General features: G+C 28.5%; 14 protein-coding genes. 6 read left to right on the top strand and 8 right to left on the bottom strand.

What is annotated here, in order from left to right; translation table 11 throughout:
- Positions 1-3: 3 nt before the first annotated feature.
- Genes tsaB through QMD25_05005 form a run of 6 tightly spaced genes read right to left on the bottom strand, consistent with a single transcriptional unit; the run spans position 4 to position 6,124 of the window.
- The gene (tsaB, locus tag QMD25_05030; protein MDI6861358.1) at positions 4-618 is read right to left on the bottom strand and encodes a tRNA (adenosine(37)-N6)-threonylcarbamoyltransferase complex dimerization subunit type 1 TsaB; all 615 of its coding nucleotides are present in this window, start codon (positions 616-618) and stop codon (positions 4-6) included.
- Positions 600-1,064 (bottom strand): tRNA (adenosine(37)-N6)-threonylcarbamoyltransferase complex ATPase subunit type 1 TsaE, encoded by a 465-nt coding sequence (gene tsaE / locus QMD25_05025; GenBank protein MDI6861357.1) that lies wholly within the window; start codon positions 1,062-1,064, stop codon positions 600-602. Before tsaE ends, tsaB begins: the two co-directional genes overlap by 19 nt.
- Positions 1,027-3,381: an ATP-binding protein gene (locus QMD25_05020; GenBank protein MDI6861356.1), complete on the bottom strand. Its 2,355-nt coding sequence runs from the start codon at positions 3,379-3,381 to the stop codon at positions 1,027-1,029. The genes tsaE and QMD25_05020 overlap by 38 nt, the downstream gene beginning before the upstream one ends.
- Positions 3,378-4,226: a DegV family protein gene (locus QMD25_05015; GenBank protein ID MDI6861355.1), complete on the bottom strand. Its 849-nt coding sequence runs from the start codon at positions 4,224-4,226 to the stop codon at positions 3,378-3,380. The genes QMD25_05020 and QMD25_05015 overlap by 4 nt, the downstream gene beginning before the upstream one ends.
- A 2-nt stretch (positions 4,227-4,228) precedes the next feature.
- Positions 4,229-5,791: a DAK2 domain-containing protein gene (locus tag QMD25_05010; GenBank protein ID MDI6861354.1), complete on the bottom strand. Its 1,563-nt coding sequence runs from the start codon at positions 5,789-5,791 to the stop codon at positions 4,229-4,231.
- A 3-nt stretch (positions 5,792-5,794) separates the two neighbouring features.
- The gene (locus QMD25_05005; GenBank protein MDI6861353.1) at positions 5,795-6,124 is read right to left on the bottom strand and encodes an Asp23/Gls24 family envelope stress response protein; all 330 of its coding nucleotides are present in this window, start codon (positions 6,122-6,124) and stop codon (positions 5,795-5,797) included.
- Positions 6,125-6,398: 274 nt separating this feature from the next.
- Between QMD25_05005 and QMD25_05000 the strand changes: the two genes are divergently transcribed.
- The 5 genes from QMD25_05000 to QMD25_04980 are packed head-to-tail and all read left to right on the top strand — an operon-like array spanning position 6,399 to position 10,636.
- Positions 6,399-6,947, top strand: coding sequence for a LemA family protein (locus QMD25_05000; GenBank protein MDI6861352.1), 549 nt, complete (start codon positions 6,399-6,401; stop codon positions 6,945-6,947).
- Positions 6,948-6,954: 7 nt separating this feature from the next.
- The gene (htpX, locus tag QMD25_04995; protein ID MDI6861351.1) at positions 6,955-7,842 is read left to right on the top strand and encodes a zinc metalloprotease HtpX; all 888 of its coding nucleotides are present in this window, start codon (positions 6,955-6,957) and stop codon (positions 7,840-7,842) included.
- Positions 7,843-7,857: 15 nt separating this feature from the next.
- Entirely contained in the window at positions 7,858-9,102 is a 1,245-nt protein-coding gene (locus QMD25_04990; protein MDI6861350.1) for a TldD/PmbA family protein, read from the top strand.
- Between the two features lie 5 nt (positions 9,103-9,107).
- Positions 9,108-9,302 carry a hypothetical protein gene (locus QMD25_04985; GenBank protein ID MDI6861349.1) on the top strand — a complete coding sequence of 65 codons (195 nt, stop codon included), beginning with the start codon at positions 9,108-9,110 and terminating at the stop codon, positions 9,300-9,302.
- The gene (locus tag QMD25_04980) at positions 9,299-10,636 is read left to right on the top strand and encodes a TldD/PmbA family protein (protein MDI6861348.1); all 1,338 of its coding nucleotides are present in this window, start codon (positions 9,299-9,301) and stop codon (positions 10,634-10,636) included. Before QMD25_04985 ends, QMD25_04980 begins: the two co-directional genes overlap by 4 nt.
- A gap of 43 nt (positions 10,637-10,679) precedes the next feature.
- Here QMD25_04980 and QMD25_04975 read toward each other — a convergent pair whose 3' ends face one another.
- Positions 10,680-11,618 (bottom strand): NGG1p interacting factor NIF3, encoded by a 939-nt coding sequence (locus QMD25_04975; GenBank protein MDI6861347.1) that lies wholly within the window; start codon positions 11,616-11,618, stop codon positions 10,680-10,682.
- 42 nt (positions 11,619-11,660) lie between these two features.
- On the opposite strand from QMD25_04975, the gene QMD25_04970 reads away from it, so the two are divergent.
- Positions 11,661-12,296 carry a transaldolase family protein gene (locus tag QMD25_04970; GenBank protein MDI6861346.1) on the top strand — a complete coding sequence of 212 codons (636 nt, stop codon included), beginning with the start codon at positions 11,661-11,663 and terminating at the stop codon, positions 12,294-12,296.
- Here the strand turns inward: QMD25_04970 and QMD25_04965 are convergent.
- The gene (locus QMD25_04965; protein ID MDI6861345.1) at positions 12,284-13,576 is read right to left on the bottom strand and encodes a TRAP transporter large permease; all 1,293 of its coding nucleotides are present in this window, start codon (positions 13,574-13,576) and stop codon (positions 12,284-12,286) included. The genes QMD25_04970 and QMD25_04965 overlap by 13 nt on opposite strands.
- Positions 13,577-13,583 lie beyond the last annotated feature (7 nt).

The raw sequence follows: 13,583 nt of genomic DNA, 5'->3' as shown, positions 1-13,583 counted from the left end.
CTCCTATGTTTTATATTTTTTAAATATTGATTCAATTTCTCTTAAATAAAGAGGTACTAAGTTTTTATAATCAATCACTTCTCCTTTTTTAAATTTTTTAAATCCAACTTTACCCAGAGTATATGTATCAATATTTAAATAAATTCCAATTCCAAATTCCTTGAACAAATAATATTCAGGAAAAATAATTAAACTTTCCTTTGAAATTTCAATTAATTCACTTTGTTTAACTATTTTTATGTCATTCTCCTTAAATAAAAATAACTCCTTTAGTCCTGCATTTATGACAATTAAATAGTTTTCGACTTTAATTTTTTCTTGTAAAACTTCAAAAGCATCAACAGTAACTATTGGAATTTTAAAGAGATAATTAATTGTTTTTGCAAAGGTAAAACCTATTCTCAAACCTGTAAATGAACCTGGTCCAGAAAGAATAGTTAAAAAATTTATATCATTAATTTTTTTATTTAAATTTTTTAAAAGAAAGTCAAGGCCAGTAATATGATCATTTTTCCCTGTATCAGAAAATGACCAAGTATATTCTGATAAAAGTTTCTCGTCTTCTAAAAGTGAAATTCCATATGGTTCAATCGCTGTATTTAATGAAATTTGTAACATCTTTTTATTAAATCCTCTCCTTTGATTATTATATTAATCAATCTTTCATTTTCACTTAAAATCTCAATCTTCACTTCAATTAAATCAAAATCAGAAAAAAATTCTTCAACTTTATCTGCCCACTCAATAGCAACAACTCCTTTATTTAAAAATTCTTTTAAACCAAGTTCAAAAATTTCAACTCCATTTATTCTATATAGATCTATATGATAGAGTGATAACTCTTTTCCTTTGTATTCATTAACAATAATAAAAGAAGGAGATTTTATTTCATTTAATATTTTAAAACCTTTTCCTATACCTTTAATAAAAGTAGATTTTCCTGCTCCAAGTTCTCCTTTTACAAGAATTAAATCGCCTTTCTTTAAACAATAAGAAAGCCTTTCGCCTAACTCTATTGTTTCTAAACTATTTTCTGTTTTTACTTTTACTTCTTTTTTCTTCACCAAATTTTTTATACGATATTGCTAATTTATATAACTCATCATTTACTTTTTTATCAATATCTTGTATACTCATTCCAGTTAAAATTTCTAAACCCTCATCAATTGTTGATATTGCATAGATATGGAACATTCCATTCTTTACAGCATCTATCACATCTTTTTTAAGCATTAGATGCTTGAGATTACTTTTAGGTATTATAACACCTTGTTTTCCATTTAATCCCTTAATTTTACAGACATCAAAAAAACCTTCTATTTTTCTATTGACACCTCCAATTGGTTGTATTTCTCCCTTTTGATTTACTGAACCTGTAACTGCAAGATATTGCTTTATCGGTATTTTACCAATACTTGAAATTAAAGCATATAATTCTGCACTTGATGCAGAATCTCCTTCAATTTCTTCATAAGATTGTTCAAAGGTTATTGTTGCAGAAAGAGATAAAGGTTTATCTTTTGCGTATCTTTCTCCAAGAAATCCTGAAAGTATCATAACACCCTTATCATGAATTCTTCCAGAAAGTTTTACTTCTCTTTCAATATTTATTATTCCTTTTGCTCCCATCGCAACATCTGCAGTTATTTTTGTAGGTTTTGCAAAATCAAAATCTCCAATTGAAATTATTGCTAGACCATTTATTTGGCCAATTTTTTCACCATCAACATCGATGAGAAGGGTTCCATCTTTAATTAACTCATGAATTTTTTCTTCAATTAAATTTGACCTATAATATTTTTCATCTAACGCTTTTATAATATGTTTTGCATCAATATAATTTGAATTTTCTTTTTGAGCCCAATAATTTGCTTCGGTAATTAGATCTCCTATTAATTGAAATCTTGTTGTAATTTTTTCTTGATCTTCCACAACTCTTGAACCATATTCAATTATTTCTTTAACTGCTTCTTTTGTAAGGTGCTTTAAATTTTCTTTTCTTACAAAACTACTTATAAAATTTACATATTTATTCATATTCTCTTCGTTTCTGTCCATTTCTGTATCAAAATCTGCCTTTATTCTGAATAGTTTTTTGAAGTCTTCATCATAATAATAAAGTAAGTAGTAAATATACGGTGTTCCAATTAAAATAACCTTTACATCTATAGGAATAGGTTCTGGTTTAATTGAAACTGTTGGAATTATTTTAAATTGTTCAAGAGGATTTTCGATGATTGACTCTTTTGTTTTAAGAGTTCTTTTTAAGGCATCCCAAGAAAATTGATTTAAAAGGAGGTCAAGAGCATTTATGATTAAATATCCACCATTGGCTTTATGAATTGAACCAGATTTAATTAAATTAAAATCAGTAAAAGTAACACCCATTTTTGTTTCATATTCAATTCCACCAAAGAGATTAAAGTAGGTTGGATTTGTTTCAAATACTACTGGCGCTCCTTTTGTTTTGGAATTATCAACAATTACATTGATTTTGTATCTTCTCAAAAATTCTTCTGCATCCTCTTTTGGAGATTTAAAGAAACCTAAATTATTTATAATATCGTCTTTTAATTCATCAAGGTAGTCACTAACCTCGGGCACATCATTATATTTTTCTTTTAAATCTTTAAGAAGATGTCCAATGGCGAATACAGCAATTTCAATATCAAGTTCATTTAAATTTTCAATCAATTTTTTGTCTATTTTTTTAATTTTTATAACTACTTCATTTAACTCTTCTAAGAGTTTTTGACCTTCTTCTTGAATTCTTTTTTGTTCTTCAGGTGTAAGTTTTTGAAAATCTTCAGGTTTTATTGGAACTCCATCTTTAAGTGGAATTGTTAAAACTCCAGTTGGTGTTAATTGAATTAAAAACCCCTTTTCTTTTGCAATATTTTCTATTTCTTGAATTATGTTTTCTTTTTCTACTTGAAATCTTTTTATTATTTCATTCCTTCTTCTTTCATAATCTTCTGTTTCAAATGCTTTAGGGATTGTTTTTCTTATTGTTGATATAAAGTCATCTATATCTTTTGAGAAACTATTACCTCTTCCAGCAGGAAATTTTATTAAATTAGGTCTATCAGGATCTTTGAAATTGTAAACATAACAAAGATCATCAGGTGTTTTTTCATCTTTTGCTTTTTCGCTTACAATTCTTTTTATAGCAGATGTTCTTCCTGAACCAGGCAATCCTGAAACATATAAATTATATCCGTCAACTTTTATGTCTAGAGCAAAATTTATACTTGATAGAGCCCTGTCTTGTCCTATTAAATATTCAATTGGTTGAATCTCTTCAGTTGTTTTGAAATTAAAAATAGATAAATCACACTCTTTTTTTAATTGATTTGGTTTTAATTTAAATTTTTCACTCATAACTCCTCCTCAATTAAATTAATAGCAACTCCAAGTGATCCAGGACCAGCATGAACACCAAGGGCGCTGTTAATTAATTTAGTAAAAAAGTATTTTGGTTTTAAGACTTTTAATATCTCCTCTTTTACTAAATTTATTTCTAAGGAAGCGTCTCCATGCACAAAGGCAATTTCAAAATTTTTAACATTTTTTAAGTATTCAATTACTATTTTTATTAACTCTTTTAATGAATTTCTTCTTCCCCTAATGAGTTTATAAATTTTAGGTAATCCATCTTTCATTATAAGGATTGGTTTAACATCAAGTATATTTGAAAAAATTGCTTTTATCTCATTAACTCTTCCTCCTTTATAAACATATTCAAGCGTGTTTAATGTAAAAAAAAGTTGAACTTTGTTTATAATTTCAGTAAATCTTTTTAAAATTTCATTCCTTGAAAATCCTTTGTCTATTAACTCCTGGATTCTTTTTACAATAAAACCGTATGATGCAGAGATGTGATTTGAGTCAAGAACATCAATTTTATCTCTATCTACTTCTTCTCTTGCAATCTTAGCACTACTTACTGTTCCAGAACCTTTTCCAGTTATATGTATTGATATTACTTCATTTCCCTCATTGATTATATCTTTGTAAACTTTTATAAAATCTTCAATTGGAGGCTGAGAGGTATTAATATTTTTATTTTTCTTTAATAATTCAAAAAACTCTTGAGGTTTAATATCAATTCCATCTCTTAAAAATTTATCATCTAATTTTAGATATAAAGGGATAACCCTTATATCTTTCTCCTTCAAATATTCTTCTGGTAAATCACATCCAGAATCAATAACAACTTTTATCATAATTACTCCAAAGCTACAATATAATAATAAAGAGGTTGACCACCATAATAAATTTCTATATCACAATTGGGAAATGATTTTTGAAGTTCTTCTTTCAACTCCTCTGCTCTATTTTCATCTATATCTTCTCCATAATAAATTGAGATGAGTGTTCCATCTTCAATTTCTATTGTTTTTAACATTTCAATAAGTGATTTTTCAGGTGAATCTTTATTACTAACAATTTTTTCTTCAAAAATTGAAATATAATCACCCTCTTTGATTTTTGTTCCATTAAAAACGGTATCTCTAATAGATTTAGTAACTTCAATAACTCTAATATTTTTAATATACTCTTTTAAATCTTCTACAATCTCATCAAAACTTTTATTTTTGTCAACCATAGTAAGAGATGTAATACATTCTGGTATAGATTTCGTAGGAATAACTTCTATCTTTTTATTTGTTAGTTCCTTTGTTTGGAGTGCTGAAAAATAAACATTTGAGTTATTTGGAAATATAATAATTTTATCTGCATTAACACTTTCAATTCCTTCAAGTATATCTTTTGTTGATGGATTAAAAGATTGTCCTCCTTCAACTATATAATCAACCCCTGCTTCTTTCAAAATTTTTTCAAATCCTTTTCCACGAGATACTGCAACAAATCCAACCTCTTTTTTTATTTGACTTAATTTATCTATTTCATATTGCATATTTTCTATATTAATTTTTATAATCGTTCCTTTCTTGCTGAAATAATTTATTAAATCAAATAAATTATTTGTGTGATAGTGAATTTTAAAGAAATCCTCCTCTTTACCAACTATTAATGAATCACCATCTATATTAAAATCTTTAATTATTGTTTCTTCTTTTAAATTTGTAGAAAGCAAGATCACAACATCATAAGGATAAAGCAATTTTTTAAATTTTTTTGGTTCTTTTAGTTCTATTTTTTCAAGTTCAACCTCTTTCCCTTTGATTGCTTTATAACCACCCTCAACAAAACACAAAAACCCAAGACCACCAGCATCAACAACTTGAGCCTCTTTTAGAATACTTAACATTTCAGGAGTTTTTTTAAGAGTTTCTCTTCCTTTTATAATTGCATCAAGAAAAGCATCTTCTAAATTTTTTCCTTCTTTGATCTTTTCATAAAAAGTTTTTGCAAAACTTTTTGCCACAGTTAAAATTGTTCCTTCAACTGGTTTTATTACTGCTTTATATGCTTTTGAAACACCTTCAACAAATGAAAGTGCAAAATCTTTAGGAGTAATTTTTTCTTTTTCTTTTAAAACTATATTCATCCCTTTAAAAATTTGAGACATAATAACACCAGAATTTCCTCTTGCTCCCATTAAACTTCCTCTCGCAATACATTGTGAAATCTCGCCTACACTTTTTGGGTTATTTTTTTGTATTTCTTCATAACTTGATTGAAGTGTCATAAACATATTTGTGCCCGTATCTCCATCTGGTACTGGAAATACATTTAATTTGTTAATATCTTCTTTTCTTTTTTCAACTTCTTTATATCCTTGATAAAAAAAATTGAGAAAGAAATCTTTATCGAGATATTCCAAAACTTACTCCTCCTTAACTTCTTCAACGAAAACTTTTATTTCAGGTTTTATATGAATCATTTTTTTAAAAGAAAATTCTGCTTGTTCAATCAAATTGTTAATCACTTCTTTTATATTAATTCCTTTTGAAACAATAATGTGATATTTAATGATAAATTTTCCATTAAAAAATTCAACTTCGACACCTCTTGTTGCTTCACTGGAGCCAAGAGCCTTTTCTATTTTTTGTAATATATTTACTGGTGCCATTCCAATTATACCATAACATCTTAAAGCAGATAGAATTGCTATATCTCTAATTGCATTTTTATGTATAAAACTTTTTCCTTTCATCTTTAAACTATTATATCATTAATTTATATATAATTAACTTGTAGATGAAAAATAAAAGTTTTATTCAAATAGTTTTTGAGATTATTTTTATTTTTTTGACTACAACCTTAAGTTTTGGGGCAGTTGGAATTTTCATAGATAAAAAATTAAACTCTTCCCCTCTTTTCTTATTGATTTTCTCAATTTTTGGGATATTTTTTTCCTTATATTTACTTTATCTATATAACAAAAATATTTAAAATAAAGTATAATTAAAGAAAATTGGAGGTGAATAATGATTGGATGGATCATTTTAGGAATAGTGCTGATTGTGCTCTTTTGGTTCATAGGCACTTACAATATGTTTATAACTCTAAAAAATAGAGTTAAAAATGCATGGGCACAAGTTGATGTACAACTCAAGAGAAGATATGACTTAATTCCAAATTTGGTTGAAACTGTAAAAGGTTATGTAAAGCATGAAAGAGAGGTTTTTGAAAAGATTACAGATCTAAGAACTAGAGCAATGACTTCTGGTTCTATAAAAGATATTGGAGAGGCAAACAATCAATTAACTGGTGCTTTGAAAACTTTATTTGCTGTTGCAGAAGCATACCCAGAACTTAAAGCAAATGAAAATTTCTTAAAACTTCAAGAAGAGTTAACAAATACAGAGAATAAAATTGCTTTTGCAAGACAATTCTATAATGATATCGTTATGAATTATAATGCTGCCCAAGAAAGAATTCCTGCAGCACTTGTTGCAAGAATAATGGGATTAACACCTGCTGAATATTATCCAGTACCTGAAGAAGAAAGGGGAAGAATTACAGTAAGTTTTTAAATAGAAAATGAAGAAAACTCTTTATGAATTAATTTCAGAAAATAAAAGAAAAACATTTTTCTTTCTTATTTTATTTTCTATAATTCTCTTTCTTATTGGATATTTTTTTATATATGTATTAGAATGGGGAGTTAGTGGTTTAATTTTAATTACGATATTCATAATTATTTACAACTTAATTGTTTATTACAATTCTGATAAAATTGCCCTTCTCTCTGTTGGAGCAATTCCTGCTGATAAAGAAAGGTTTTACGTATTACACAATGTTGTTGAAGAAGTTTCAATTGCTGCTGGTGTTCCAAAACCAAAAGTGTATATTATGAATGAACCTCAACCAAATGCTTTTGCGACAGGGAGAAACCCACAAAATGCATCAGTTTGTGTTACAACAGGACTTCTTGAAATGATGAATAGAGAAGAACTTCAGGGTGTAATAGCACATGAAATAGCTCATATAAGAAATTATGATATTCTTCTTATGACTGTTATTGGAATAGTTGTTGGGTTGATAGTTTTATTAAGAGATATCTTTTTAAGAAGCATGTTTTTCTATGGAGGCGGCAGAAAAAGAGACAGAGAGGGTGGAAATGCAGTTCTTATTTTAATTGCACTTATTTTAGCAATAATTTCTCCAATTCTTGTCGCTTTAATTAGAGCAGCAATATCAAGACAAAGAGAATATCTCGCAGATGCAGATGGTGCATATATAGTAAGAAATCCTTATGGACTTGCAAATGCATTAAAAAAATTAAGTGAATATAAAAAAGATATGAAAGTAGCATCTGATGCAACTGCTCACTTATTTATTAGAAGTCCTTTTTCTGGTGAAAAAATTTTTGCAACTCACCCTCCAATTGAAGAAAGAATTAGAAGACTTTTAAGTTTAACATTTTAAAATTTAGGAGGATTTATGAAAGATGAAGTAAGATGGATTATGGATGAGGCTAAAAAAAGAGGAGTTTATTATGGAGATGTAAGGGTGGTTGAGGATGAAATTGAAACTCTAGACACAGAGAATGGTATAGTTCAAGGAATTGGAAGATCAATATCAAAAGGTTTTGGAATTAGAGTGCTTGTCAATGGTTCATGGGGTTTTTCTTCATCTTCAAAAATAGATAAATATGAGATGCTTAAAGTTTTGGATGAAGCAATAAACATTGCAAAGGCATCACAACTTGTAAAAAAAGAAGATGTATTTTTATCTCCAATTGAGATTGTTGAAGATGAATATTATGAAAGTTATAAAATTGATCCATTTTCTGTTCCGCTAAATAAAAAACTCTCACTTCTTTTAGAGTGCGATAGAATAATGTCTCAATATAAAATGGTTAAAATAAGAAAGGGAAGTTTATACTTTTTAAAACAAAATAAATATTTTGCTTCAACTGAAGGTTCATACATTTTTCAAGAAAGGATCGTATCAGGTGGTGGTATAGAAGCATATGCAATTGGTGATACAGGAGAGGTACAAAGAAGGAGTTATCCTGCATCTTTAGGTGGTGATTTTTCAAGAAAAGGTTATGAGTTTATTGAAGAGTTAAAACTTATTGAAAATAGCGAAAGAGTAGCAAGACAAAGCGTTGAACTTCTTTCTGCGAAACCTTGTCCGCAAGGGTATATGGATATTGTTATAAGTGGTTATCAAATGGCTCTTCAAGTTCATGAGTCTTTAGGACATCCATCAGAACTTGATAGAGTTTTTGGAATGGAAGCATCTTATGCTGGAACTTCATTTCTTACACCAGAGAAATTAGGAAATTTTGAATATGGTTCGAAAATTGTAAATATAACAGCGGATGCAACAATACCCTATGCTCTTGGAGGTTTTAAATATGATGATGAAGGAGTTCCTGCACAAAGAGTCTATCTTGTGAAAGATGGGATTTTTGTGGGTTATTTAACATCAAGAGAAACAGCGCATAAAGTAGGATTAAAACCAATGGGTGCTATGAGAGCAGATGGATGGAATAGGATCCCTTTAATAAGAATGACCTCTATAAATCTTGAACCTGGAAATCTTACTTTTGAAGACTTAATTGGTGGTGTAAAAGAAGGAATTTATGTTGAAACAAACAAAAGTTGGTCTATAGATGATAAAAACTCAATTTTCAATTTGGATGTGAGATTGGATGGGAAATTAAAAATGGAAAATTAGGGGAAATGATTAAAAATCCAACATATACTGGAATTACTTATGAATTTTGGAGATCTTGTGATGGAATCGGCAACAAAGATTTATGGCATGTTTGGGGTTTACCAAATTGTGGAAAAGGTGAACCAACTCAAATTATGCAGGTATCTCATGGAACAGCACCTGCAAGATTTAGAAATGTTAGAGTAGGGGTGATAAGATGAGAGGAAAAGAAGAGATTGTAAAAATTTTAAAGAAAGGGATTAATTCATCAAAATCTGATGAAATTGAAATTTTATATCTTGGAAAAGAATCTACTTTAACAAGATTTGCAAATAATACTATTCATCAAAATGTAAAAGAGACGAATTCTCAGATAAGAGTAAGGGTTATTAAAAACAAAAAAATTGGATTTGTTGAAACAAACAATCTCACAGAGGAAGGAATAATTAAAGCAGTAAAAGATGCTGAGGAAATTGCTGAATATTCAAAAGAAGACCCAGATTTTGTTAAACTACCAGAAAGAGAGAGTATAAAAGATGTGAAAACTTTATATGAGGAAAATCTTTCTGTTACTCCACAAGATCTCGCATATAAAGTTCTAAATCTAGTTAAACTTGCTGAAAAAAATAATTTAATTGCTTCAGGTGCTTTATCACTAGATCTTGAAGAGTATTTAGTATTAAATTCAAGAGGAATTGAGGCTTACTCACCGTATTCTTCATTGACTTTTTCAACTGTTATTATGAGTGATAATTCATCTGGGTATGGTGATAGATTTGCATTAAAATTCTCAGAATTAAATGAAATTGATCTCGCTGAAGAAGTAATTAATAGAGTTTTAATGGGTAAAAATCCTAAAGATATTGAACCTCAAAAATATGAAGTAATTTTAACACCCTATGCAGTTGAAGATATACTTTTCTTCTTCGCATATCTATCATTTGGAGCGAAATCGTTTCATCAAGATACAAGTTTTATGAGTGGTAAATTAGGTGAAAAAGTTTTTGGTGAAAATATAACAATTTGGGATGATGGATTAGATCCAATTGGTGCTCCAATTGTTTTTGATTTTGAAGGTGTTCCAAAAAGGAGAGTAAATTTAATTGAAAATGGAATCGCTAAAGGAGTTGTGTATGATTCATATCATGCTTATAAATATGGAAAAGAAAATACAGGTCATGCTCTTCCTCAACCAAATTCAATAGGTCCATTTGCTTTGAATCTGTTTATGAAAGAGGGTGAAAGTAATTTAGAGGATATGATAAAAAATGTTGAGAAGGGAATTTTTGTTTCAAGATTTCATTATACAAATCCACTTGATCCAAAAAGAGTTATTATAACTGGTATGACAAGAGACGGTACGTTTTTAATTGAGAATGGAAAAATAACAACTCCATTAAAAAATTTAAGGTTTACACAAAATATGGTTGAACTTATGAACAATGTTTTAGAAATTTCAAAAGAGAGAAAAGTTCAAAAAGGCAATGCCCATGTAAGTGTTGTTCCATACATTAGGGTTAAAGAATTTAATTTTACAGGAAAAACTGAATTTTAATTAGAAATAAAAAAGGGGAGTGAACTTCACTCCCCTTTGATTTTCATATCCTCTTTATTCTTATAAATCCTGAAAAAGATTCTATTTTAACACCTTTTTTCTCTAATTCATCAAGAATGAGATTTAAACCAAGTGAATCAGATGACATATGACCAGCAACAACAAGGTTAATTAATGCCTCTTCTGCCTCTTTTCTATGTTCTTCAGAGAAATGCATTCCAACAATAGTTCCAACTCCTGCCTCAGAGAATTTTTTCATAAGTTCCTTTGCTCCTTCTGTTCCACCAGTCATATCAACAATTATTTTTCCTGCTTTACTTTTAGGATCACCATTAAATATTTTTGGCCCGAAACCAAGTTTTTTTGCTTCTTTATATTCAGGAATTGTTAATAGAATATCAATTACATCTTTTAAATATTTTGGTTTTTCTTTTTCAAATAAATTAGTTAAATAGGAATGTACAGCATTGTCTGAAGGAGTGTGAACACATATAAAAGGTATTTTCAATATTTTGGCGGTATCAACTGCTCTGTAAGCATTTTGAGGTGTTATTGCTCTATCAACTTCAGAAATTCTTTTTGCCATTAATTTTTGGCCAACATTAATTGGAACTCCATAATGAACAATTGCGTCTTCTTGAAGTTTCATTACATCTGGAAGATTTAAAAGAGCATTTCCTCTCGGGTGATGAGATAAAACAAGATCAAAATTTAAATTTTTTGCAAGAATAACTTCTGCACTATCAATATCAATTCCTGCAATTAAACTATTTATCTCTTCATCTCCAGTTCCATAAAGGATCCTTGTGTCTCCATATGGATTAAAAAGAGAATCTAAATCAAAAAATTCCTTCTCTCTATCATCAAGTTTTTCATATTCTTTTTTTCTTTCATCAAGAAGTTTCAAAACTTCATCTTTCCCTCTTGGATCATATTCTATTCCTAACTTTATAAACAAATTGTAAATCTCTCTTAACTTCATCTCTTTACCTCCTTAAGACAATGTATTATAATTTTATCAAATATGGAAATATTTTTAGACAGTGCTAATTTAAAAGAGATTGAAGAGTTAAATTCAATTGGAATAATAGATGGAGTTACAACAAATCCAACTCTTCTTTCAAAAGAAAAAGTATTACCAAAAGAAGTTATAAATTTTTGTAAAAAATTAAATTTAAAAATTTTTGTCCAAACTTTAGAAGATGATTACATAAAAATTTTTGAAGAAGGAAAAAATTATTTTTCACTTTATCCTGAGGGTTTAATTTTAAAAATACCATTTTTAAAAGAAGGTTTAAGAAGTTTATCTCTTTTTAAAAAAGAAAATATTCCATTTTCAATAACATCAATATTTTCACTTTCACAGATAATTTTATCTTTAAAATATGAACCAGTTTATGTAATTCCCTACATAAATAGAATTGGAAGATATGGTGGAGAACCATTATCTATTGTAAGAGATGCTAAATTTATAATTAAAGAAAATAAAATAAACACAAAAATACTTTCAGCAAGTTTTAGAAGTTCTAAAGAAATAGAAGAAGTTGTAAAAAATGGAAGCGATGCGATAACAATTCCAAAAAATATTTTTGATGAAATTTTACAAAATCCTCTAACTTTTAAAGCAATTGAGGAATTCAAAAAATCTTATGGAATATAAAGTTTTGAAGCAATTGGAATTATAAGAGATAGTTTTGGTGCATAAGTTATTATCAAAAGAGCAATTATTGTAAATATAACAAAAGGCCAAACTTCTTTAGATACCTGATCTAATGGTTTTTTGATTAAATTAGCTGTTACATATAAATTAACTGCAACTGGTGGAGTTATTTGTCCGATTGCACATGCAACTGTTACTGCAACTCCAAAAAAGAGAGGGTCAACACCAAATGATTTTAGAACTGGTAAAAAGATTGGCATAATTACATACATTATTGAAATTGCGTCTAAAAAGAAACCAGCAATTAAGAAAACTATATCGACAAGTAATAAGAAGATTATTGGATTTTTTGAAATATTTATTACACCATTAGCTGCTAAATCTAAAATTCCCAATCTTGCTTCAGCAATAGAAAAAATACCAGCAAATGTAACTACAAACATAACAACTGCAGAAGTTATTGCTGTTTCAATTAAAGCATCAATAATTGTTCTCAAATCAAGTAATTTATATATAAAAATTCCAACAAAAAGAGAATAAAATACCGCAATTACAGCTGCTTCTGTTGGTGTAGCAACTCCTGCATAAATTGATCCAAGAATTATAACTGGAGCAATAAGTGCCCATACAGCCTCTTTTAATGCAAATAAAATTTCTTTAACTGTTCCTCTTTTTTCAGTTCCTTTATAATCCCTTTTTTTAGAAATAATATAAGTGATTAAAATTAAAAAACCTGAAACAACCAAACCAGGTATTATTCCACCTAAAAAAAGTGCTGCGACAGAAACTCCTGTTATATTTCCATAGACTATAAAAGCAATAGATGGTGGAATAATAATTGCAAGTCCACTAGCAGCAGCAATAACTGCTGCTGAAAAAAGATCAGAATATCCTTGTTTTATCATTGCTGGAAGAAAGATTAAACCAATTGCAGCCGCAGTTGCAGGTCCAGATCCTGAAATTGCTCCCCAAAAAGTTGCAGTAATAACGGCTGCAATTGCAAGACCACCAACAGATTTACCTACTAAAAGAATAATAAAATCGGAAATTTTTTTAGCAAGTCCGCCTTTTGCCATTAATGCACCAGCAAGTACAAAAAATGGAATTGCAATTAATGGAAATTTTGCTATACCTGAAGCGAAATTTCTTGAAATCATTGTTATACCAAGTTTATAAAAAACTGTGCCAAGTACTCCGGCAATACCAATAGAGGTGCCAATTGGAGTACCTAATATAATTAAAATAATGAATATGCCAAACAATAATAATGCTGGAAACATTTAATAA

The sequence above is a fragment of the Caldisericia bacterium genome, assembly GCA_030018355.1.
In the GTDB taxonomy this organism is placed as follows: domain Bacteria; phylum Caldisericota; class Caldisericia; order B22-G15; family B22-G15; genus JAAYUH01.
The sequence above is the reverse complement of the archived record's forward strand: the minus strand, read 5'-3'. Positions and strand labels throughout refer to the sequence as shown.